The organism is Mesorhizobium sp. M0563 (assembly GCF_040321065.1).
Classification (GTDB): domain Bacteria; phylum Pseudomonadota; class Alphaproteobacteria; order Rhizobiales; family Rhizobiaceae; genus Mesorhizobium.
In genome coordinates, this window is the sequence record NZ_JAMYQV010000008.1 from 95,065 (window position 1) to 117,723 (window position 22,659).

19 protein-coding genes and 1 tRNA gene are annotated in these 22,659 nt (G+C 63.2%); 6 read left to right on the top strand and 14 right to left on the bottom strand.

Going from position 1 to position 22,659, the window contains the following annotated elements:
• Window positions 1–5: 5 nt before the first annotated feature.
• The gene (locus NKI50_RS13170) at window positions 6–308 is read left to right on the top strand and encodes a Dabb family protein (RefSeq protein WP_352483257.1); all 303 of its coding nucleotides are present in this window, start codon (window positions 6–8) and stop codon (window positions 306–308) included.
• Window positions 309–333: 25 nt separating this feature from the next.
• Here the strand turns inward: NKI50_RS13170 and NKI50_RS13175 are convergent, their stop codons facing one another.
• The 9 genes from NKI50_RS13175 to NKI50_RS13215 all read right to left on the bottom strand — a co-directional run bounded on the left by NKI50_RS13175 (window position 334) and on the right by NKI50_RS13215 (window position 10,947).
• Window positions 334–1,275, bottom strand: a complete 942-nt coding sequence (locus tag NKI50_RS13175) for a 2-hydroxyacid dehydrogenase (RefSeq protein WP_023717837.1) — start codon at window positions 1,273–1,275, stop codon at window positions 334–336.
• Between the two features lie 95 nt (window positions 1,276–1,370).
• Window positions 1,371–2,999 (bottom strand): ABC transporter ATP-binding protein, encoded by a 1,629-nt coding sequence (locus tag NKI50_RS13180; RefSeq protein WP_352716750.1) that lies wholly within the window; start codon window positions 2,997–2,999, stop codon window positions 1,371–1,373.
• Window positions 2,996–3,499 (bottom strand): type II toxin-antitoxin system VapC family toxin, encoded by a 504-nt coding sequence (locus NKI50_RS13185; protein WP_352483259.1) that lies wholly within the window; start codon window positions 3,497–3,499, stop codon window positions 2,996–2,998. Before NKI50_RS13185 ends, NKI50_RS13180 begins: the two co-directional genes overlap by 4 nt.
• Window positions 3,499–3,735, bottom strand: coding sequence for a hypothetical protein (locus NKI50_RS13190; RefSeq protein ID WP_352548783.1), 237 nt, complete (start codon window positions 3,733–3,735; stop codon window positions 3,499–3,501). Before NKI50_RS13190 ends, NKI50_RS13185 begins: the two co-directional genes overlap by 1 nt.
• A gap of 120 nt (window positions 3,736–3,855) precedes the next feature.
• Window positions 3,856–4,995 carry an ABC transporter permease gene (locus tag NKI50_RS13195; RefSeq protein ID WP_352640535.1) on the bottom strand — a complete coding sequence of 380 codons (1,140 nt, stop codon included), beginning with the start codon at window positions 4,993–4,995 and terminating at the stop codon, window positions 3,856–3,858.
• Window positions 4,995–6,089 (bottom strand): microcin C ABC transporter permease YejB, encoded by a 1,095-nt coding sequence (locus NKI50_RS13200; protein WP_023717841.1) that lies wholly within the window; start codon window positions 6,087–6,089, stop codon window positions 4,995–4,997. The genes NKI50_RS13195 and NKI50_RS13200 overlap by 1 nt, the downstream gene beginning before the upstream one ends.
• 279 nt (window positions 6,090–6,368) lie before the next feature.
• Window positions 6,369–8,237, bottom strand: coding sequence for an extracellular solute-binding protein (locus NKI50_RS13205; protein ID WP_352716754.1), 1,869 nt, complete (start codon window positions 8,235–8,237; stop codon window positions 6,369–6,371).
• The gene (locus NKI50_RS13210; RefSeq protein WP_352716756.1) at window positions 8,237–10,120 is read right to left on the bottom strand and encodes an extracellular solute-binding protein; all 1,884 of its coding nucleotides are present in this window, start codon (window positions 10,118–10,120) and stop codon (window positions 8,237–8,239) included. The genes NKI50_RS13205 and NKI50_RS13210 overlap by 1 nt, the downstream gene beginning before the upstream one ends.
• A gap of 173 nt (window positions 10,121–10,293) precedes the next feature.
• Window positions 10,294–10,947 (bottom strand): c-type cytochrome, encoded by a 654-nt coding sequence (locus NKI50_RS13215; protein WP_352483264.1) that lies wholly within the window; start codon window positions 10,945–10,947, stop codon window positions 10,294–10,296.
• Between the two features lie 192 nt (window positions 10,948–11,139).
• On the opposite strand from NKI50_RS13215, the gene NKI50_RS13220 reads away from it, so the two are divergent.
• Together NKI50_RS13220 and NKI50_RS13225 are read left to right on the top strand one after the other, a co-directional pair.
• The gene (locus tag NKI50_RS13220; protein WP_023717846.1) at window positions 11,140–11,868 is read left to right on the top strand and encodes a 3-deoxy-manno-octulosonate cytidylyltransferase; all 729 of its coding nucleotides are present in this window, start codon (window positions 11,140–11,142) and stop codon (window positions 11,866–11,868) included.
• Between the two features lie 33 nt (window positions 11,869–11,901).
• The gene (locus NKI50_RS13225; RefSeq protein WP_352483265.1) at window positions 11,902–12,765 is read left to right on the top strand and encodes a prephenate dehydratase; all 864 of its coding nucleotides are present in this window, start codon (window positions 11,902–11,904) and stop codon (window positions 12,763–12,765) included.
• A 7-nt stretch (window positions 12,766–12,772) separates the two neighbouring features.
• Here the strand turns inward: NKI50_RS13225 and NKI50_RS13230 are convergent, their stop codons facing one another.
• Window positions 12,773–13,129: a hypothetical protein gene (locus NKI50_RS13230; protein WP_352467478.1), complete on the bottom strand. Its 357-nt coding sequence runs from the start codon at window positions 13,127–13,129 to the stop codon at window positions 12,773–12,775.
• Between the two features lie 54 nt (window positions 13,130–13,183).
• A complete protein-coding gene (locus tag NKI50_RS13235) occupies window positions 13,184–14,128 on the bottom strand; it encodes a methyltransferase domain-containing protein (protein ID WP_352716759.1) in 945 nt (314 codons plus the stop codon).
• A gap of 108 nt (window positions 14,129–14,236) precedes the next feature.
• Here NKI50_RS13235 and NKI50_RS13240 point away from each other — a divergent pair, with 108 nt between their 5' ends.
• Entirely contained in the window at window positions 14,237–15,247 is a 1,011-nt protein-coding gene (locus NKI50_RS13240) for a ligase-associated DNA damage response exonuclease (protein ID WP_352716761.1), read from the top strand.
• 226 nt (window positions 15,248–15,473) lie between these two features.
• Window positions 15,474–17,075: a cisplatin damage response ATP-dependent DNA ligase gene (locus tag NKI50_RS13245; protein WP_352716763.1), complete on the top strand. Its 1,602-nt coding sequence runs from the start codon at window positions 15,474–15,476 to the stop codon at window positions 17,073–17,075.
• A 101-nt stretch (window positions 17,076–17,176) separates the two neighbouring features.
• Here NKI50_RS13245 and NKI50_RS13250 read toward each other — a convergent pair whose 3' ends face one another.
• Window positions 17,177–18,340, bottom strand: coding sequence for a hypothetical protein (locus tag NKI50_RS13250; protein WP_352716765.1), 1,164 nt, complete (start codon window positions 18,338–18,340; stop codon window positions 17,177–17,179).
• Between the two features lie 383 nt (window positions 18,341–18,723).
• Between NKI50_RS13250 and NKI50_RS13255 the strand changes: the two genes are divergently transcribed.
• Window positions 18,724–18,799: transfer RNA gene (locus tag NKI50_RS13255), tRNA-Thr, on the top strand.
• Window positions 18,800–18,834: 35 nt separating this feature from the next.
• Here the strand turns inward: NKI50_RS13255 and NKI50_RS13260 are convergent.
• Together NKI50_RS13260 and NKI50_RS13265 are read right to left on the bottom strand one after the other, a co-directional pair.
• Complete coding sequence (locus NKI50_RS13260; RefSeq protein WP_352716767.1) at window positions 18,835–19,461, bottom strand: LysE family translocator; 627 nt, start codon at window positions 19,459–19,461, stop codon at window positions 18,835–18,837.
• Between the two features lie 301 nt (window positions 19,462–19,762).
• Window positions 19,763–22,447 carry an ATP-binding protein gene (locus tag NKI50_RS13265; protein WP_352716769.1) on the bottom strand — a complete coding sequence of 895 codons (2,685 nt, stop codon included), beginning with the start codon at window positions 22,445–22,447 and terminating at the stop codon, window positions 19,763–19,765.
• Window positions 22,448–22,659 lie beyond the last annotated feature (212 nt).

Below are 22,659 nucleotides of genomic sequence, written 5' to 3' on the forward strand. Positions count from 1 at the left end.
AAAAAATGATCCGTCACACCGTCGTGTTCACGCTAAAACACCCGCCGCACTCGCTTGAGGAAAAAAGGTTCCTCGCCGATGCCAAGAGGATCCTCACGGCGATAAAGGGCGTCACGCATTTCGAGCAGTTGCGGCAGGTCAGCCCCAAGAACGAGTACCGCTTCGGCTTCTCGATGGAGTTCGCCGATCAGCGGGCTTACTCCGGCTACAACGATCATCCCGACCACGTCGCCTTCGTCCGCGACCGCTGGATCCCCGAGGTCGAGGCGTTTATGGAGATCGACTACGTGCCGCTCGGCTGGGGCTGAGACGGGGAAGCGGCGCTCCAAAAAATCAATACCCCGCGTCGCGGTCCACCACATTTTCCAGCGCTTCGCCGCGCTCGAAGGCGTCCATCTGGCGCAGCATGATCGGCGCCAGGTGGACCGGATCGGAAGTTGCCGCCGCATGCGGCGTCACGAACACTTTAGGATGGTTCCATAGTGGGCTGGTCTTCGGCAGCGGCTCGACCTCGAACACGTCGAGGCTGGCTTCCTTCAGCGTGCCGTCGTCCAGTGCGCGCAGAATGTCGGCGTCCTTCTGCAGCCTGCCGCGCCCGGCATTGATCAGCACCGAGCCGCCGAGGCCGTTGCGCTTGCGCAGCTCCTTCAGCACGCCGTGGTTGATGATGCCGTGCGTCTGCGGCGTCAGCGGCAGAAGCACCACCAGGATGTCGGTAGCGTTGAGGAACGGGATCAGGCCGGCCTCGCCCGCATAAGTCGAGACACCTTGCATCGGCCGATCGCTGCGCGACCAGCCATTGACCGGAAAGCCGAGCGACAACAGCACCGACGCCGCCGCGCGGCCGAGCGTGCCGAGCCCCATAATGCCGACCGAGATGTCGCTGGCCGGCCGCTGCTGCGGTTCGTGCCAGATCTTCTTCTGCTGCTGGGCGCGGTAGAGCATGCCCTGGCGATGGTGGTCGAGCACCCGCCAGACGACGTATTCGGTCATGTACTGGGTCAGGTTGTCGGCCACCACCTTGACGACCGGAACGTCGGGCAAGGTGGGATCGGCGAAGATGTGGTCGACGCCGGCGCCGATCGAGAAGATGGCGCGCAGATTGGGCAGCGACGACAACAGGTTCGGCCGCTGTTTCCACACCACCGCATAGGTGATCGACGGATCGGCGGCGCCATTCGGCTCGAGCACCACTTCGCGCTCCGCCGACAGCAGTTCGCGCCAGCGCAGCGGATGAATACCGGTGAGGGCAAGCAGGATGCGGCCTTTTTCCATTGCGGATTGTTTTTCCTTTTTACCAACAGCGTTCGCGTCCCGACGTGCAAGGGCGCGGCAGCGTTTTGATTTTGTGCATGATCTCTGGCGAAAATCTACTCGCTAACGATGCCGACCGGCGCCGTTTCGATCTTGAAGGCGGCCGAGATCAACGCCTTTGTATAGTCGGTCCGCGGGTTGCCAAAAATCTGTTCGGAAGGTCCGGCTTCGACGATCCTGCCATTGCGCATGACGATGACTTCATTGGCGAGCGCGCGGATGATCCTCAGATCGTGGCTGATGAAGAGATAGGCGAGGTCGTGCTTGGCCTGCAGGCTGCGCAAGAGGTCGACGACCTGCGCCTGCACGCTCATGTCGAGCGCCGAGGTCGGCTCGTCCAGCATGACGAAGCGCGGGTTGAGCACCATGGCGCGCGCGATGGCGACGCGCTGGCGCTGGCCGCCGGAGAATTCGTGCGGATAGCGGTTGCGCGTCGCCGGATCGAGGCCGACTTCCTGCAGCACGTCGACGACACGCTCGTCGCGCGCATCGGGCGACAGTTTCGGCTCGTGGATCTTCAACCCTTCCTCGATGATCTCGGCGACCGACATGCGCGGGCTGAGCGAGCCGAACGGATCCTGGAAGACGATCTGCAGTTCGCGCCGCAGCGGCCGCATTTCGTTGAAGGATAGCTGATCGATGCCGCGTCCGTTGAACTGGATATTCCCGGTCGACGAGATCATCCTGGCCAGCGCCAGGCCGAGCGTCGTCTTGCCTGAGCCGGATTCGCCGACGACGCCAAGCGTCTGACCGGCCCGCACGGTGACGTCGATGCCGTCGACCGCCTTCACATTGTCGACGGTGCGCCGGAAGAAGCCCTTCTTGATCGGAAACCAGACCTTGACGTCGTTGCCGACCATCACTGGCTTGGCGGCCTGATTGGCCGCCGGCGGCTTGCCCTTCGGCTCGGCGGCAAGCAGATGCCGGGTGTAGGCGTGCTGCGGATTGGCGAATATCTCCTTGGTCGGGCCGGTCTCGACGATCTTGCCCTTGGTCATCACGCAGACCCGGTCGGCGATCTTCCTGACGATGCCGAGATCGTGGGTGATGAACAGCATCGACATGTTCTTGCGGCTTTTCAGGCCGGCGAGCAATTCGAGGATCTGCGCCTGGACGGTGACGTCGAGCGCCGTCGTCGGCTCGTCGGCGATCAACAGTTCAGGCTCGTTGGCCAGCGCCATGGCGATCATGACGCGCTGGCGCTGGCCGCCGGAAAGCTGGTGCGGATAGGCGTCGAGCCGCTTCTCCGGTTCGCGGATGCCGACCTCGTGCAGAAGTTCCAGCGTGCGCGCCTTGGCGGTGCGATCGCCCAGGCCCTGGTGCAATTTCAGCACCTCGACGATCTGCTGCTCGATCGTGTGCAGCGGGTTGAGCGAGGTCATCGGCTCCTGGAAGATCATGGTGATCTTGTTGCCGCGCACGCGGCGCAAGTCTCTCTCGTCCGTGGCCAGCAGGTCGGCGCCGAGGAACAGGATCTTTCCCGAGGGGTGGCTGGCGGTCGGATAGGGCAGCAGCTTCAGCACCGACAGCGCGGTGACCGACTTGCCGGAGCCGGATTCGCCGACCAGCGCCACCGTCTCGCCCTTGGCAAGGTCGAAGGAAATATGGTCGACGGCGATCGACTGGTTGCCGCCTTGCGTGAAGGCGACGCTGAGGTCTCGTACGGAAAGGAGAGGGGCGGTCATGGCTCAACTTCCGCGACAACCCTGTCCAAGGCGGAAATTTCCGGTCGTATGATCGAAATTTTGGCTGCCATTTGAGGGGGGACGAGACGATTTGGTGCGATAGAATAGGTCTCTTTCAATCTCGTGTCCGCGGTCAGAAATTGTGTGCAGCCGAAGTGCATCGCTGTGGAAAGATGGATCGCGTCCGGTAATCTCAAGGAAAGGAATTCCGAACGCAACTGTGCTGCGTGCCAGAGAACCTCGCGAGTTATCGCCCCAATTGAGATGAAGGCATTGCCGATTGAAATATTGTCGTAGAGTTCGATCAGTCGATCATTGTTCTTTCTCATCAAGGGATCGACCATCAACTCTGCGAGCACGATCTCACTCGTCGCCAAGAAAAGCTGCTTTCTGCCGTCGTTCAGTGAAATGAGCTGAAGCAGTTTTTTTGCAAGCGCATCGTTGTTTTCAAAGGCATAGATGAAAATGTTGGTGTCGACATAAAGCCGGACTGCAGCCATCAATCCTCCCACTCATCGCGGAGGGCACGAACACGCGCGACAGCCTCGTCGAGGCTTGTTCCCGGCGCGTTGGCCTGAGCATTCCGCATGAGTTCAAGCAATTGTTCGCGGCCAAGAGGCCTGTTGGCCTCCTCTTCCACTGTCACTTTGACCGAGGCGCTCGGAGCTATGCCCCTTCGCAGTTCATCCGGGAGCTTCGATGCCGGGTAGTGTTGTTCAAGGATGACCCTATTCATAACCCTTTCCTTCCCCGACGTGCGGCTTGACGGACTGAACCGACGCCAACACCGTCATGGGTCCGGGTTCGCTCGATATCGGCCGGAATATAACATGCCGAATGCCAGCCCGCATCGCTCTCATCTGAACGTCTTGCGCGGATCGAAAGCGTCGCGGGTAGCCTCGCCGACGAAGACCAGCAGCGACAGCATCAGCGAGATGACGACGAAGCCGGAAATGCCGAGCCATGGCGCGTTGAGATTGCGCTGTGCCTGCTTCAACAACTCGCCGAGCGAGGCGGAGCCGGGCGGCAGGCCGAAGCCGAGATAGTCGAGCGAAGTCAGCGTCGAAATCGAGCCGCTGAGCAGGAAGGGCAGGAAGGTCAGCGTCGCCACCATGGCGTTGGGCAGCAGATGCCGGAACATGATGGTGATGTTGGACACGCCGAGCGCGCGCGCCGCATTGACATATTCGAAATTGCGGGCGCGCAGGAACTCGGCCCTTACTACGCCGACCAGTGCCACCCAGGAAAACAGCAGCATCAATCCGAGCAGGATGAAGAAGCCGGGCGGCAGGATGGCGGCGACGATCAAGAGCAGATACAGCACCGGGATGGCCGACCAGATCTCGATGAAGCGCTGGAACAGAAGGTCGGTCCAGCCGCCGAAATAGCCCTGCAAGGCGCCGGCCGCCACGCCGATCAGCGCCGAGCCGGCAGTCAGGACCAGGCCAAACAGCACCGAGATCCTGAAGCCGTAGATGACGCGCGCCAGCACGTCGCGGGCCTGGTCATCGGTGCCCAGCCAGTTCCAGTTGCCGACGTTGCAGTTGGGGTCTGCCTCGCCTTTCGGATACTGGTTGCAGCGCGTCTTCTTGTCGTAGAGCCAGGATGGCTTGGTCGGTGCTGCTTCGGGAATAGCGTTGTTGACGGTCTGATAGGAGTAGCGCACCGGCGGCCAGATCATCCAGCCATTGGCGTTGATCTCGTCCTGGATGACCGGGTCGCGGTAGTCGGTGACCGCATAGAAGCCGCCGAACTTCTCCTCGGGATAGGCGACCAGGACCGGAAACAGGATCTCGCCCTTGTAGGAGGCGATGATCGGCTTGTCGTTGGCGATCAGTTCGGAAACCAGCGACAGCACGAACAGGAACAGGAAAATCCACAACGACCAGTAGCCGCGCCGGTTGGACTTGAAGTTCTGCAGGCGGCGCTGGTTGAGCGGCGACAGAAAGGGCCGCGCGATCCGAGGCGGCGCCGTTTCGGCTGTGGCCTGCGCCATCAGACGTCTCTCCGCTCGAAGTCGATGCGCGGATCGACCCAGGTATAGATCAGATCGGACAGCAGCCCGACGAACAGGCCAAGCAGCGAGAAGATGTAGAGATTGGCGAAGACCACCGGATAATCGCGCTGCACCACCGAGTTGAAGCCGAGCAGGCCGAGGCCGTCGAGCGAAAAGATGTTCTCGATCAGCAGCGAGCCGGTGAAGAAGGCCGAGATGAAGGCGCCGGGAAAACCGGCAATGACGATCAGCATGGCGTTGCGGAAGACGTGGCCGTAGAGCACCTGCCGCTCCGACAGGCCCTTGGCGCGGGCGGTGACCACATATTGTTTGCGGATTTCCTCGAGGAAGGAATTCTTGGTCAAAAGCGTCGTCGTGGCGAAGGCCGACAGCACCAGCGCCGTCAGCGGCAGGGTCATGTGCCAGAAATAGTCGACGATCCTGGCCGGCCACGACAGCTGGTCCCAATTGTCGGAGGTGAGGCCGCGCAGCGGAAACCAGTCCCAGAACGAGCCGCCGGCAAACAGCACCATCAGCAATATGCCGAACAGGAAGCCTGGAATGGCGTAACCGACGATGACGACGCCGCTGGTCCAGACGTCGAAGGTGGAGCCGTCCTTGACCGCCTTGCGGATGCCGAGCGGGATCGAAATCAGATAGGACAAAAGCGTGATCCACAGCCCGATCGAGATCGACACCGGCATCTTTTCCAGGATCAAGTCGAGCACCGAAATGTCGCGGAAGTAGCTGTCGCCGAAATCGAAGCGGAGATAATTCCACAGCATCATGCCAAAGCGCTCGAGCGGCGGCTTGTCGAAGCCGAACTGCTTCTCCAGCTTCTTGATGAATTCCGGATCGAGCCCTTGCGCGCCGCGGTATTTCGAGCCGACGTCGCCGGCCACATCGAAATTGGCGCCGCCGGCATCACCGCCGCCGCCACCGAGGCGATCGCTGCCGCCCTGGTTGGTCAGCCTGGCAATGACCTGCTCGACCGGCCCGCCAGGCGCGAACTGGATGACGGCGAAGGACACCGCCATGATGCCGAACAAGGTCGGGATCATCAGCAGCATGCGGCGCAGTATATAGGCGCCCATCAGTTTTTACCCTCCTTAGGGAGGACCACTGTGGCTGGGGGTGCCCCCGAGGCAATCGCTTCAGGCCAATTGTCGACGCCGGCGCCGCCTCTCATTGTCCTGCCGGACATTTCTCCCCGTATAGTGACGGGGAGAAAGGGGCTGGCCGTAGTCTCGGCGCTTTTGTTGCCATGTTTGTGGTTGGCGAAATCCTCGATGAAAGCCCCCCTCTCCCCGTCGCTATACGGGGAGAGGATGCCGGCAGGCAGGTGAGGGGCGGCGCCAACGCCCGCAAGAAATTCAGCCTTTGCCAATCTTTGCCGCCTTGTCCCTGTCAAACCACCACAGCGCTTCCATCGCGAAGCCGTAGTCGGGTTTCGTTTCGTCGAAACCGAACATGTCCCAGAAGGCCACGCGGTGATTCGCCGAATACCAACTAGGAATCCAGTCCATGCGCGCGCGCAAGACCCGATCCAGCGAACGCAGCACTGTCGTCAGTTCCTGACGGTTTTTGACGCGGTCTATCGCCTCGACAAGCATGTCGATCGCCGGGTCTGCCGTGCCGGACAGATTGCGCGATCCCTGCAGGTTGGCCGAGCGTGAATGGAAGATGCCGTCCATTCCCTCCCGTGTTGGCGTCGGCGAGAACAGCACCGCCATCGCTATCATGTCGAAATCGAAGCTCGCCTGCCTGGCTTGGTGCTGTGCCGACTCGACCAGGCGGATTGAGGCGTCGAAGCCGATGGCCTTCAAATTCTCCGCCCACGGCCCATAGATGCGCACCAAACCTTCGTCGTCAGCAAGGATTTCTAACCTGAAAGTTTCGCCGGCGGCATTCTGGAAAAATTGACCGGACCGTTTCCATCCCGCGTCAGCCATCAGCTTTTGCGATGCGCGCAGCAATTTCCGGTCACGGCCGCTGCCGTCGGATGGGGGCAGAGCATAGACTTCGCCGAAGACTTCAGGCGCAAGCTTGTCGCGAAGCGGCTCCAGCAGCGTCAGTTCGTCAGGAGACGGTACGCCGGTGGCTTTGAATTCCGATCGTTCGAAATTGGATTGCGAACGATCATAGAGGCCGTAGAACAGCGATTTGTTGGTCCATTCGAAATCGAAGCACAACGCAATTGCGCGGCGCACGCGCATATCCCGAAACCGTTCGCGCCGTTGGTTCATGGCTGTCGCGTACATTAACGGGCGCTTTTCGGAAGGAAAGTCGCGTTTAACCACCTTGCCTGCGGTGAGCGCCGGAAAATCGTAGCCGGTAGCCCATACGCGCGACGTTGCCTCTTCGCGGAAATGGACTTCGCCCTTCTTGAAAGCCTCGAAAGCCGCCTGACGGTCGCCATAGAACTCTATGCGCAGCTTGTCGAAATGGAACTGTCCTTTATTGACCGGCAGGCCGCGGCCCCAATAGTCCACGACGCGCTCGAACTCGATTGTCTGTCCCGGACGCACCAACCCGACCTTGTAAGGGCCGGATCCGAGCGGCGCCTTCATGCGGGAGCTGTCAAACGGGGCGATCGCGAAATATGCCTTGGAGAGGATCGGGAACGTTGCGACATCCAGGATGGTACGTTCCGATTGCTTGCCCGAAAAGGTCAATCTCAGCGTTCCAGTATCGGCGGCGACGGCTTGGGTCATCTCACGGAGCGGCAGCGAGAGATCGGGATGGCCCTGATTCTTGAAAAGGGTGAACGTATATGCGGCATCCTCTGCGGTCAGCGGCGAGCCGTCATGCCAGCGCGCCTGCGGGCGCAGGGCGAACTCGAACATGTTGCGGTCCGCCGAGATCGTCACGCTTTCAGCCAGCAGTCCATAGATGGAATCCGGCTCGTCCTGTGCGCCGGTCATGAGCGAATCGAAACACATTTCCATGCGCGGCGGGGCGTCACCCTTGGGCACGAAGCTGTTCAGCGTGTTGAAGGTGTAGGGATTCTGGTTGAACACCCATTGCGAGGGGCCGAAATTAAAGGTGCCGCCCTTGGGCGCGTCGACATTCACATAGTCGAAATGCTTGAAATCCGGCGCGTATTTGAGATCGCCGAAGGCCGACAGGCCGTGCAGTTTCACGCCGGTCGGGGTCGTGGCGAAAGCCCGGCCGGGCAGCCATGCAGCTGCCGCGGCGGCACCGCCCAGGGCGAGGAAGTCGCGACGGGGCAGCACCGTCATCAATTGCCACTCTTGTATTTGGCCGCCAGCGCCTTTTCCTTGACCGGATCGATCCACCAGGAATTCTGGTCGACGCCGCTATAGGCGGGCTGCTTTTCCGGCATACCGAACTTGTTCCAATAGGCGAGCCAGACCACGGCGCGGTAATATTGCGGCACGACGTAGAAGTTCCACAACAGCACCCGGTCGAGCGCATGGGTGGCGGCAACGAGATCGTCGCGGTCGGTGGCATAGATGATCCGGTCGACCAGCGCATCGACGACCGGATTCTTGATGCCGGCGTAATTGCGCGATCCCGGCGAATCGGCGGCCTTGGAGCTCCAGAAATCGCGCTGTTCATTACCGGGAGAGTCCGACTGGCCGAGTATCGAAGTGACCACGTCAAAGTCGAAATGGGTGACGCGGTTGATATACTGGGTCTGATCGATCAGGCGCAGCGTCGCGTCGACGCCGATTTTGCGCAGATTGGCGATGTACGGGCTGGCGATGACCTGGTCGGTGTCGTTCCAGCCGAGGATTTCGAATTTGAACGGTTCGCCGGTCTTGGCGTTGACCATCTTGCCGCCCTTGATCACCCAGCCTGCCTTGGCGAACAGATCGACCGCGGTCTTCAGGTATTTGCGCTCCGCCTGCGGGCTGTCGTAGACCGGCAGCTTGAATTCCTGGGTGAAGACCTCGGGCGGCAGCTTGTCACGGTACTGCTCCAGGATTTCGAGTTCCTTGCCTTGCGGCAGGCCGCTCGACGCCAGTTCCGTGCCCTGGAAATAGCTGCTGGTGCGGGTATTGGAACCGAAGAACAGGGTCCGGTTCATCGTCTCGAAGTCGAACGGGTACATCAAGGCGGCGCGCACCAGGCGATCTTGGAACAGCGGGCGCCTGGTGTTGAGCATGAAGGCCTGCATCGGTTCGGGCGACGCGGTCTTGAATTCCTTCTTGATGACGTCGCCGGCCTGGACTGCCGGGAAATTATAGGCCGTGTTCCAGCGCCTCGAACTGTTCTCCGGCTTGATGTCGTCCAAGCCGCCCTTGGTGAAGGCCTGCCAGGCGGCATTGTCGTCGAGAAAATAGGTGAAACGCTGGCTGTCGGAATTCTCGCGGCCGATCTTCACCGGCAGCTTGGCCGCCCAGTAGTCGGGCACGCGCTGCCAGACGATTTCCGAGCCCGGCTTGAAGCTGGCGATCTTGTAGGCGGCCGAGCCGAGTGGCGGCTCCAACGTCGATTTGGTGACGTCGCGCTTCTTGCCATTGGCGTCGGTACCTTCCCACCAGTGCTTGGGCAATACGACGAGATCGCCGAGAATCTTGGGCAGTTCGCGGTTGCCCTTCTGGTTGAAATGGAACTCGACCTCGCGGTCGGAGATGGCGACCGCGTCGGTGACGTTTTCGAAATAGCGGCTATATTGCGGGCTGTTGGCCTTCAGCACCTGGAACGACCAGATCACGTCGTCGGTGGTGATCGGCTGGCCGTCATGCCACTTCGCCCGCGGGTCGAGCCGGTAGGTCGCTGAGGAATAGTCGGCCGGATATTTGTAGGCGTCGGCGATCAGCGGATGGCTGGTGCTGCCCTCGTCGGTCGCCTGCTCCATCAGCGTGTCGTAGAGCAGGCCGCCGCCGAACTGCGCGAAGCCGGCAGCCGGCGACCCCTGCACGATGTAGGGATTGAAGCTGTCGAACGTACCAAGCACCACGGAATTCAGCGTGCCGCCCTTGGGTGCATCCGGATTGATGTAATCGTAGTGCTGGAAGTTGTCGCCATATTTGGATTCGCCGATCAGCGACGAGGTCGTGCGCCATTCGTCCGCGAGGGCCGCCTGCAGGCCGCCGGCAAAAGCAGCCAGCATAAGCACCGATTTCAGAAGCGTCCGCGCTCGGCCAACCGTCATGCGTTCTCCTCTTCGCGATATAGCGCCGTCACCATAGCGTCTGGGCCCAATCTAGATCATTTGGCGGCGCTGAAAACCGCAACGGAGCGGCTTTGTCGTCGCATATGCATTTTTCCTAACGAAAAAGCCGGGCTGAACCCGGCTTTTTCAAGGATTATGTCATTACAGTTTTGTTATTTTGCGGGTGCAGCCGGAGCGGCTGGCGCCGCGCCTTCTGCCGGCTTGGCAGGGGCTGCACCTTCGGCCGGCTTGGCGGGCGCGTTCTCGGCCGAGGCGCCGGGCGCCGGCAGCGGCTTCGGATTGTCCGACAGCGTGCGCAGATAGGCGATGACGTTGGCGCGGTCCTCATCCTTCGGCAGGCCGGCGAAACCCATCGCCGTGCCCTTCACGAACTTCTTCGGCGAGGTGATGAAGTGGTTGAGGTTGTCGTAGGTCCACTTCTCGCTGCCGCCCTTAGAGAACTCCTTCATGCCGGCAGAATAGGCAAAGCCCTCATGCTCGGCGACCGGACGGTCGATGATGTCCCACAGATCGGGGCCCACCTTGTTGGGGCCGCCCTTTTCGCCGGAATGACAGGCCTGGCATTTCTTGAAGACGGCGGCGCCCGCTTCGGCGTTGGCGGTGGTCAGCAGCTCGGCGATCGGCTTGGCCTCCGCGGCGGGAGCGGCCGGGCCGCCTTCGGCAGGCTCGGTCGCCTCGATGGCAAAGCCGGGCTTTTCCGGCGCCGGCGAGGCAAACAGCGCGTCGGACACGATGCCAACGGAAAAGACAATGAACACCGTGCCGAGGAAAGCGGCGAGCAGCTTGTTGACTTCGTTGGAATCCATACGCCCCAGGCTCCCTTTTCCGGCGGACCGATCCGTCCACTCCGTCCGTCGGTATCGTGAACCACCCTGCGAGGCGGTCAAATCGCGCGGAAACTAGGTCTTTTGCTCCGGCGTTGCAACACCTATAAGGGCGCTGCCAGTGAGACCTTTTGCCACTTTTGTCCTCCTCTTTTTCGAGCCCCTGCCCGCCTCATGTCCACCCTCATCCTGATCCCGGCCCGCATGGCCTCGACCCGCCTGCCGGGCAAGCCGCTGGCCAACATCGCCGGCACTCCGATGATCGTCCACGTCGCCCGCCGTGCTGCCGAGGCCGGCCTCGGCCGGGTCGTCGTCGCCACCGATACGCAAAGCGTCGCGGAGGCGGTGCGCGCGCATGATTTCGAGGCGGTGATGACGCGGGCGGACCACGAAACCGGCTCCGACCGCATCTTCGAAGCGCTGACCATTCTCGACCCTGGCAACAGCGTCGAGACCATCGTCAATGTGCAGGGCGATCTGCCGACCATCGAGCCCCTTGTTATCGGCGCCGCGCTTAAGCCTTTCGAGAACGCAGCGGTCGACATCGCCACGCTCTGCGTCGAGATCGTCCGCGACGAGGAAAAGACCAATCCGAACGTCGTCAAGCTGGTCGGCTCGCCACTCTCGGCGACGCGGCTCAGGGCGCTCTATTTCACCCGCGCCACCGCCCCCTGGGGCGAAGGCCCGCTCTACCATCATATCGGCCTCTATGCCTATCGCCGCGCCGCACTCGAACGCTTCGTTGCGCTGAGGCCGTCGCCGCTGGAGCGCCGCGAGCGGCTGGAGCAGTTGCGGGCGCTCGAGGCCGGCATGCGCATTGATGCGGAGATCGTGCAGTCGGTGCCGCTTGGCGTCGATACGCCGGACGATCTCGAACGCGCCAGGGCGCTCCTTTCCAACTAAGAAATTCTTCCCCCAATTCCCGAGACTCTGCGCATGCCTGAAAAGACCAACAAAATATCCTTCCAGGGCGAGCCGGGCGCCAATTCCGACACCGCCTGCCGCAACATGTTCCCGTCGATGGAGCCGTTGCCGTGCCCGACCTTTGAGGACGCCTTCAACGCCGTCGAGACCGGCAAGGCCGATCTGGCGATGATCCCGATCGAAAACACCATTGCCGGCCGCGTCGCCGACATCCATCACCTCTTGCCGGAATCGAAGCTGCACATCATCGGCGAATATTTCCTGCCGATCCACTTCCAGCTCATGGTGCTGCCCGGCGTCAGGCGCGACGAGATCCGGACCGTGCACAGCCACATCCACGCGCTCGGCCAATGCCGCAAATACATCCGCAAGAACGGCTGGAAGGCGACGGTTGCCGGCGACACGGCGGGCGCCGCCAAGATGGTCGCCGCGATGAAGGACCGCACCATGGCCGCGCTGGCGCCGGCGCTGGCCTCGACGCTCTACGGGCTCGACATCATCGAGGAGAATGTCGAGGACACCGACAGCAACGTCACCCGTTTCGTCGTGCTGACCAAGAACAAGCAATGGGCCGAACGCCCCTCGGCCGACGCCAAGATGATGACGACCTTCATCTTCCGCGTCCGCAACGTGCCTGCCGCGCTCTACAAGGCGATGGGCGGCTTCGCCACCAACGGCATCAACATGACCAAGCTGGAAAGCTACCAGCTCGGCGCGTTTACGGCGACGCTGTTCTACGCCGACATAGAGGGCCATCCCGACGACCCGCTGGTGAAGCTGGCGCTCGACGAGCTCGCCTTCTTCTCGCGCGAAATGCGCATTCTCGGCGTCTACCCCGCCAGTGCCTCGCGCGAGCAATGGAAGGTGGCGGATTAGGGTCCGGTCAGGTCAGGCCGAGCTTGTTCTGCTTGGCCGGCTTGCCGCATTCGCGGCGGCTGATCGACCGGTTCATGGCGTCGATCTTGCCGCTTGCCTGGTCGGCATCACGTTTGGCTTTTGAGCGCATGTCCGGCGTGAACGGGCCGAAGCCCGTCGCCGGGTTGGAGAAGGACGGCTTGGCGTCCACCGGCAAATGATATTGCTGCGCCAGGCCGTTTCGTTGCGCCAGCAATTGGTCGCAAGGCACCTTGTCATATAGCAGCGAGGACTGGACGTTTTCGTCCTGCCGTTCGGACATCGAATTGCCGACGCAGCCGGCCATCGCCAGGCAAGATGCCAAGACCATCATGTTCCAGCGCATGAACGTGCTCCTTGTCTTTCGCAGCTGCCACTCTCCTGTGCAGCGGCAGGAGTCTTAGCCAGATTTTACGCTGCCGGAAAGCAAGCTTGCCAGTACGGCAAGCCCTTCGACCGGTTCGCGGCGATCCTGCCGGATAATGGTTGGCTGCAGCGACAGGACCGAAAAGCCGTTGGCGTCCAGAACCCGCTCTACATAGCTTTGCGAATGCGCGTAGCGGCGCGACGGCTGCAAGGCGAAGCCGGCGCCGCCGGACGATTCGCCGCCGGGGAGCGTCTCGACGGAGAACGCAAACAGACCGCCGCTGGCAAGCATTCCGGCAATCTTGTTCACCACCTTGTCGAGTGCGCCGACATAGATGAACACATCGGCCGCCATCACCAGATCGGCTTTCGGGCCAGAATAGCAAAAATCCTGCAGGTCCGTCTTGACGAGCAGATCGTAGACGCCTTTGGCACGCGCCTGCCTCAGCATGCCGGCCGAGATGTCGTAACCCTCCAGCCGATCGGCGATCGGCCGCAGTCTCTGGCCCATGAGGCCGGTGCCGCAGCCGAGATCGAGCACCAGCGAAAACCGGCCCGGCCGTGCTGCCAGGATAACCCGGTCGAGACATTCGGGCAGACGATAGCCGAGCCTGTCGACCAACTCACCCTCGAAGCTCCCGGCATAGTGGTCGTACAGCGTCTCGACAAAGGCGCTGGGCGGCGCCGGGGCGGGCGCCGCCCTGCCGATCAATTGCAGCTTGAGCACCGCGCCGAGCCTGTCCGCCGGATCGAGCTGCAGCGCCGTCGTCCAGGCCTGCGCAGCGAGATCGGGCGCGCCCGCCGCCTCCTGCATCTCGCCGAGGCGGAACCAGCCGGCCGCCCATTGCGGCGCCAGTTCGAGCGCGCCGAGAAGCAATTCACCCCCTGCCGCATGATCGCCGGATGCATAGAGCATTTCGGCATAGTCGGCGCGGCGGTCGGCGGTCAAATCGTCGGACGAGGTCTGGAGCGGTTTCATTGTGATCGAGTTCCGCCGGGTGTTTGCAGCCGGCCTGCGCTCTATGCTGGAGTCAGCAGTGACTTACAACAGGCTTCCCGCGCCGGAATTAGCGCCTATCTTGGGGCCATGCGCGCCAGCGACCTGCTTCATCCCCGGCCGGAAGGGCTGTATTGCCCGCCCGGCGACTTCTTCATCGACCCGGTGCGGCCGGTCAACCGGGCGCTGATAACGCATGGCCATTCCGACCATGCCCGCTCCGGGCACCGCTCGGTGATGGCGACGCAGCAGACGCTCGATGTCATGGGGCTGCGCTACGGCGACGGTTTTGCCGGAACGACGCAAGCCGCCGTGCTCGGCGAGACGACTGCGCTTGGCGGTGTCGCCGTCAGCTTTCACCCGGCTGGCCATGTGCTTGGCTCGGCGCAGATCAAGGTCGCGCATCAGGGCAGATGCATCGTCGCGTCCGGCGACTATAAGCGCCAGAAGGATGCGACCTGCGAGCCGTTCGAGCCGCTCAAATGCGACGTCTTCATCACCGAGGCGACGTTCGGCCTGCCGGTGTTTCGCCATCCGCCCGATAGCGAAGAGATCGCCCGGCTGCTGAAATCGACCGAGCAGTTTCCCGAGCGCACGCATCTGGTCGGCGCCTATGCGCTCGGCAAGGCGCAGCGCGTCATGCGCCTGCTGCGCGATGCCGGCTACGAAAAGCCGATCTACATCCATGGCGCGCTGGCCAAGCTCAGCGAGTATTACCAGAGCCAGGGCATCGATCTCGGAACATTGGAACCGGCGACCGTCGAGACCGGCGCGAAAAGCGACTTTGCCGGCGCCATCGTTGTCGGCCCGCCATCCGCCTTCGCCGATCGCTGGGCGCGGCGTTTTCCCGATCCGATGTCGTGCTTCGCCTCAGGCTGGATGCGCATCCGCCAGCGCGCCAAGCAGGGCGGCGTCGAGCTGCCGCTGATCATCTCCGATCACTCCGACTGGGACGAGCTGGCAGCAACGATCAAGGAGACCGGCGCGGAAGAAATCTGGGTGACGCATGGCCGCGAGGAGGCACTGGTGCGCTGGTGCGAACTCGAAGGCATCGCCGCCAGGCCGCTGCATCTGGTCGGTTATGAGGACGAGGGCGATTGATGGTGGAAATCGCCGGTATGGCGTTCTGTCGCGCCCCCCTCTGGCCTGCCGGCCATCTCCCCCACGAGGGGGGAGATCGGCAGCTTTGGCGCCGCGCTCGTTCCCTCAACGCTGGAGATTGGCGAAACCAGTGGCGACATCCAATCTCCCCCCTGGTGGGGGAGATGTCCGGCAGGACAGAGGGGGGCGCGAAGGATCGTAAGCTTCCCCCGTTGGCGCGCCTCCCATGAACCGCTTCGCCGAGCTTCTCGACCGGCTGGTGCTGACGCCGTCGCGCAACGGCAAGCTGACGCTTTTGACCGACTATTTCCGCAGCGTCGAGGATCCGGATCGCGGGCTGGCGCTGGCGGCCATCACCGGCGATCTGTCCATCGCCGCGGTCAAGCCGGCGATGCTGCGCACATTGGTGATCGAGCGCATGGACCCGGTGCTGTTCGGCTATTCCTACGACTATGTCGGCGACCTGGCCGAGACGGTGTCGTTGGTCTGGCCGCAAGCGCCGGTCGATATTGCGAACCACGAGCCGACCCTGGCCGAGGTGGTGGCGAAGCTGCAGGCGGCGAGCCGTTCCGACGGGCCGCAGGTGCTGGCCCGGCTGCTCGACAGCGCCAGCACTTCGGCGCGCTTTGCCATCATAAAGCTGGTCACCGGTGGCCTGCGCATCGGCGTCTCGGCGCGGCTGGCCAAGCAGGCGCTGGCCGATTTCGGCAAGGTCGATATCGCCGAGATCGAGGAACTCTGGCACGGGCTGACGCCGCCTTACACGGCGCTGTTCGCCTGGCTGGAGGGCAAAGCGGAAAAACCCAGGAAGACGGCGCTGGCGCTGTTCAGGCCGGTGATGCTGTCGAATGCCGTCGGTGACGGCGACCTCGAAAAGCTCGACCCGGCCGACTACGCGGCCGAATGGAAATGGGACGGCATCCGCGTCCAGGCGGTTTGCGAAGGCGGCATTCGCCGGCTCTATTCGCGCACCGGTGACGATGTCTCCGGCGCCTTTCCCGATCTTGCTGAGGCGATGGATTTTTCCGGCGCCCTCGACGGCGAGCTTTTGGTCGGAGACCCCAGGCAGGCGACGGGCACGTTCTCGGACCTGCAGCAGCGGCTGAACCGCAAGAGCGTGTCACCCAAGATCCAGCAGCAATACCCGGCCTTCATGCGCTGCTACGATGCGCTGCAGATCGGCGACGAGGATGTGCGCGGACTTCCCTTCCGCGAACGGCGCGGCCGGCTCGAGGCCTTTGTGAGGACACTCGATCCGAGCCGCTTCGATCTGTCGCCGCTGGTCGAATTCACCAACTGGCAGGCGCTGGAGGAATTGCGCCGCAAGCCGCTGCATCCGGTCATCGAAGGCGTCATGCTGAAGCGCTGGGATTCGCCTTATGTGGCCGGGCGGCCGAAGGGCCCCTGGTTCAAATGGAAGCGCGATCCGCACACGGTCGACGCCGTACTGATGTATGCCCAGCGCGGCCACGGCAAGCGCTCGAGCTTCTATTCCGATTATACATTCGGCGTCTGGTCCGGGCCGGAAGGATCGGAAGAGCTGGTGCCGGTGGGAAAAGCCTATTTCGGCTTCACCGACGAAGAGCTGAGGCAGATCGACAAATATGTCCGCGACAACACGATCGAGCGCTTTGGCCCGGTGCGCTCAGTGCGTGCCGACCGCAGACAAGGCCTCGTACTGGAGGTGGCATTCGAAGGGCTCAACCGCTCGACGCGGCACAAATCGGGCGTCGCCATGCGCTTCCCCCGCATTTCACGACTGCGCTGGGACAAGCCAGCAGCCGAAGCCGACCGCATCGAGACGCTGCAGGCGCTGCTGGACAGTTAATGCATGTCGCGCAAAAGTGTGCAGCGGTTTTGCGGTAACGACATGCATCAAAACAAGAACCTGAAGCGCGTCGCATGAGGCCGGTCGAACGCGACGCGCTTCTAGGGAACGACTGAAACGCGGATCTCGTAGATGTCGACCGACTTGCCCTGCTTGTCGAAGTCGGAATTGATGGCGATGGTGCCGGCAGCGCCCGGACGCTTGTCGGGAAGGCGCACGTCGAACAGATATTCATTGCGCTCGCGACCGACCGCATAGCGCTTGCGGTCACAGTCGCCGAGTTCGCCGAAATTGCAGTCGACGGAAATCTGCGTCTCCTGCCCCTCCTCGGAGCGTGCGATGATGTCGAATGTGGCATGCTTGCCGGCGATCCGCTCCAGCACGCCTTGCCCGACGTCGAAGCTGATGGCCGAGCCGGATGCGCCCGAGCGGATGCGCAGGAAGGAACCGCTTTCGTCCTGGACAACGTCGGCCTTGGCGTCCGACGGCGCATTGACCTGCGTCGGGTCGCCCGGCGAAAACACGTTGATCCAGTCGCGCGCCTGGTCCTCCTCGCCCTGCTTTGGCGGCGAAGCGGTGTCATCCGGCGTGAAATCGTCGCCGTCGACCGTTGGCGGCACTTCCGGCGGCGCCGTGTCGAGTTCGGTTGCCGATTTGAAGACGCCGGTCTGGTTGGCGAAATAAAGGCCGATGCCGGCGGCTGCGAGCAGCGTCACACCGAGGAAGATCGCGGTCAAAGGCAGGCGCCGCCGCCTCGCCCGCCGGTCGTCGCGGTCGGGCGTCACTTCCGCATCGTCGGTTTCGACGTCGGCTTCGGTCGGAGCCGAGGCCCCCATGTCGATCACCGGCACTTCGGCAACAGGTGCATCGGGCATGATGTCGGGGACGACCGGCAGGACGCGCGACCGGGGCGCATCGGATTCGGGCGGCTGCGCCGGACCGTCAACGACGACATCGGACGACGGCACGGGCTCGGCTTCGGTTTCGGTTTCAGCTGGAGGCTCCACCGCCGGTGCTGTCTCCAAACTGTCGGTCGGCGCGGCGACATCGGGAACCGCCGGCAGGAATTCCGATTCGATTTCGGTGATCTTGGCCTGGACCGCCTTGCGGCGCTTGATGGCGACCTCCACGGTGACGTTTGGATTGGCCTGCAGGGCACGGTCGAGTGCCGCGAAAGCCGATCGATAGACCCGCTCGCGAAACGCCCGGTCGTCGGCATTGCCTTTCTCGAAGGCATTGCGGATCGCTTTTTCGATCGCGTCCAAGCAAATTCCCTCTGCAATTTCATTCACATTGTCATGATCGTTAGCCGCAGGCGACCAATCAATCAACAAGCGAGCGGCCGCATTCTGCCTTGCCGAGGGGTGCAAAGCTCATTTCGGCGGTTTTCGGTAAAGGAATCAACATTTTTCGCTGCTTTTCCGGTCACGGCGGCAACGTGGCGGTCGGGGCGGCCGTGCGAAACGGCGTCGCACGGCCTATGGCGGATCGGCGCGGCTGCTGCCCTTGCGCCCGGCCCGGGACCGATACGATTTGCCAAGCCTCGTCCTTGAATTCGCGGCTGCCATCTTGAATTCAACGCTACCATCTTGAATTAAACGCTGGTTGCGTCTATCACCCAGCCCATCCTGGAAGCTCGGCTTCCCGGGCCGCTTTAGCTCAGTTGGTAGAGCACATCATTCGTAATGATGGGGTCGCGTGTTCGAGTCACGCAAGCGGCACCAAACGACCTATCCCGCGCGCCTCCTTCAACCAGCGCTCAGCCGAGTGGAAAGGCCGACGCCGCCGAGACGAGCGCGAGCATTGCCAGCACGACCCCCGCCGCCCGGCAGATGACCCGATGATGCCGCATCGCGGCAGCGCGCACGACCGGACGCGAAAGGGCGAGGGCCAGAAATCCGTACCAGCCTATGTCGATGATGGCTACGATGGCCGCGACCATCAGCATCTCGTTCGAATTCCGGATCGGCAGCATCAGCCCCATGAAGGCGACGGCAAAGAAAGTGGCGGTTTCAGGCGAGAGAATGCTGATGAGAAACCCGCCGGCAAACAATCCGGCCTGCCGTCTCTGAGGCTCGTCGCCGGCGGCCGGCGGCGCCGTTCTGGCGATGCGCAGGGCCATCCAGCCAAGGACCGCCGCACCGGCGATCTTGACCGCCGGCACCGACAGCGACCCGGAAAGATGAACGGCGCCAAACGCCACCAGGACCGCCAGCACGGCGGTTCCGGCGCCGATCCCGGCCACGAGCGGAATCGTCCTGCCAAAGCCGTGCAGGGAGGCAAGGCTGCCGGTCGCGAGCCCGATCGGGCCTGGTGTGATCATGATCACCGTATATGCCGCCAGGAATTGCAGCATGGCCGTCGACGGCAGAAGCGAATTTGACATTGCAGCCTCCCGTTCGTTGCGTCGATCACAGAGCGGCGAGGAATTCCCGTCGCGCCCCAGCCGCCGGACGCCGGCGGCGGTTCCCCGCACCGCCCGCCGTTGCCCGCCTTCGCCCCCGGATCGTGAAGGCGTCGTGGTGTTGGGAGGTCCATCCACGCTGCGAGCAGAAGCCTACGCGGAGCGGCGGGCATGCAAATCGGTACCGCCACCCATTTTTAGGCGGTCGATTTCCCAGTTTTCGCGGAAATTTCGCGGCGGGAACTACCCAGAGCCTGTTCCATCCCGACAGAATCGGCTGGAATCATGGTCCCGTCTGGTGCGGTTCCAACGGATGGGTGCCGGTCAGGAGCCACGGCTCGCCGCGCAGCCGCAGGAGGATTTCCATGCGGTTTGCGGCGTTGAGCTTGCCGAGCAGCGAGGAGACGTGATGCTCGATCGTGCGGGGCGAGCGCGACAAATGTCGCGCGACTTCCTTGTTGCTGATGCCCTGGGCGATCAGGGCGAGCACCTTCTGCTCGTGCTGTGTCAGGCCGAGTGGATGGCGACGGGCCGCCGCATAGGGTCCGCGCTGCACCTTCGGCAGCAGGCCTGACAGGCCCTGACGCTGCGCGAGCTTGCGCGCCAGCGCTGCGGCCGCGGGCGCGTCGATCTCGTCCAGCATCGCCACGGCGCGAGCGAGCGCCGTTCCGGCATCCGCCCCACGAACCTGCATGAGGGCAAGTGCTGCCTCGTAGGGCAGCGAGAAACGCGTCCACTCCGTCGCGGCGGCCTGCGGGTCGCCGACAAGCTCGGCGGACCAGGGCGACGGTATGGGCGCCGATAGCGCCGGCAGCGATCCGGGCATTCCGCATCGACGCCACCAGACCGACAATTCGCCAAGGTCCCTGGGGCGGAAATTGTCGAGGTTCATGGCCGCCAGCTCGGTAAGCTGCGCGTGGCCGGCGCCGATATCCTCGGCAAGCCAGGCCGCCTCCGTCAGCGCCAGGCGAACCGGGACGATACGCTGCGGCTCGCCGGTCGTCTGCCCCTCCGCAAGGGCCCGCTGCAAAAGGTCGACGCCGTCGGTCTCGCCCAGCCTTACGCGGACCGTGCCAAGCACGGTGAGCGCCGGCAAGTGCATCACCATCGGCAGGCGCTCCACATTCATGACGCCCTGAGCGATGGTTGCGGCCTCGCGAAACCGGCCCTGTTCCATGCAAAGCTGCGCCTGCCGGCCGAGCAGGTATTGCGCCGCCGAATCGAGGTCGTGCCTGGTGCAGAATGCGATGCCTTCGGCCAGCAGCCGCTCCGCCAGCTCGAAGTCCTTGGCCACCACCGCGCATTCCGCAAAGTTCGTATAGGCCCGCGCCGCATGGTCGTGGAGCCCGTGCTCGAGCGCCAGGGCAAGGCTTTCCTCCAGCCGCTCACGGCCGCCGGGACGGTCGGCGAACATGAGCGCGGTGCCGACATTGTTGAGGGCGTGAACGCGCGTCTCGACCTCACCCAGCCGATCGGCCAGGCTGATCGCGCGCTCGCCCCATTCGATCGCCTCGTCGAAACGATAGTGCAGCATGTGGAGCTGCGAGCGTGTGCTGTAGGCCATTGCCACTTCGGGACCCGGCGGCAGCCTTTCCACTTCATGCACGGCCTGGTCCGCATACTCTTCCGCCTGCGGACCTTCGCCGCGCCGCCAGTGCAGCCGCGACAGCCAGCGCAAATTGAGCCCTATCTTGTCGACCCGGTCCAGCTGCCGCCAGATAGCGATGGCGCGATGCCGGGCCTCGATGATGGCGTCATAGACAAGCAGCGCCAGGCCGGCCTCGTAGGCCCAGTCCTCGTGCAACTGCGCGGCCAGTTCCGGCGGGGCTTGGTCGACATATCTGAGTGCGGTCGCCAGATGCGAGGCCGCCTCCCGGTGCGCGCCCAGGCGGGCGGCCTGCCTGGCGGCAAGTGGCGCGAGTTCGAGCACGCGTTCGCCATTGTCGGCGCCGCCGGCGTGATGGACGCGGCGCGAAAGCAGAGCGCTTGCCTGCGACGCCGGAACTTCCGAGAGTGCCGCTTCGACCTTGGAATGAAGCAAACGTTGCAGAGAGGGGGAGAGCCGGTCGAGCGTCGCTTCCCTGGCAAGCTCGTGGCGAAATGTCAGCGCGCCCTGATCGTCCCGCCGCAGCAATCCACGGTCGACGCATCGATCCACGAGCGCTTCGGTCTCGTCCCCGAGAAGGGCCCGGATCAGCCACGGCTCAACGCTGCCCGGCATGATGCTCATGACCTCCAGCACGTCGCGCTCTCCAGGCGTCAGGCGCGACAGGCGGGACCACACCGCGTCGCGTATGGAATCGGGCACGCGCGCCGATTCGGTCTCGCTGCTGGACAGGAGCTCGGTAACGAAGAAGGGATTGCCCTCAGTAATGCGGTAAAGCCCGTCGGCGGAACGGCCGGCCTGTTCGGCCAGCATCGTAACCGCCTGGGGAGACAGCGGTTTAAGCGTCACGCGGCGTACGGAGGCGGCGGGAAGATCGCCGAGCACGTGGGTCAGCGGGTGATCGGCGTTCAAGTCCTCTCTGCGCATGCTGAGCACCAGCATGGTGCGGAGCAGGGAGACGCGGCGACCGAGATATCTTACGAGGTCGAGCGTCGCATTATCCGCCCAATGCATGTCCTCGAAGATGAGCACGGTCGTGCCCTTGGCGCGCTGCAGCGCGTTCAGCAATGCCGGGAAAAGCCGCTCCGGGGCTGCGGTCTCCTCAAGCAGCGCTGCCACGCGCGGGTCGAGCAAGTGCGCCATGTCCTGGAGAGGGCCCAATGGACGCGGCGTGAAGAGCGCCTCGCACCAGCCCCACAGCACCCGGCAGTCCCGGTCGGCGTTTTCCGCGAATTCGCGCAGCAGAGAGGTCTTGCCTAGGCCCGCCTCGCCATGCACCAGCACGGTCCCACCATGTCCGGCAGCAGCTCTCTCGGCCGCGGCCAACAAAGCTCCAAGTGGGTCCTCTCGCTCAAGCAGCATCAAACCCGCGCCTCCAGAATATTGAAGGTACAACAGTAGGCAATGAGTGCAACACGCTCATTTCACATGACCTCACATGACCGCGGCGATTTGGCAAATCACCCCTGGGAAGCGGGCGTTATTTTGTCCCGGAGCCGATATGTTTGCTGCTGCCATAGGCATGAAGACTACAAAACAGGCAGACAACCAAGGCGGCGACAAGACCTAGCGAA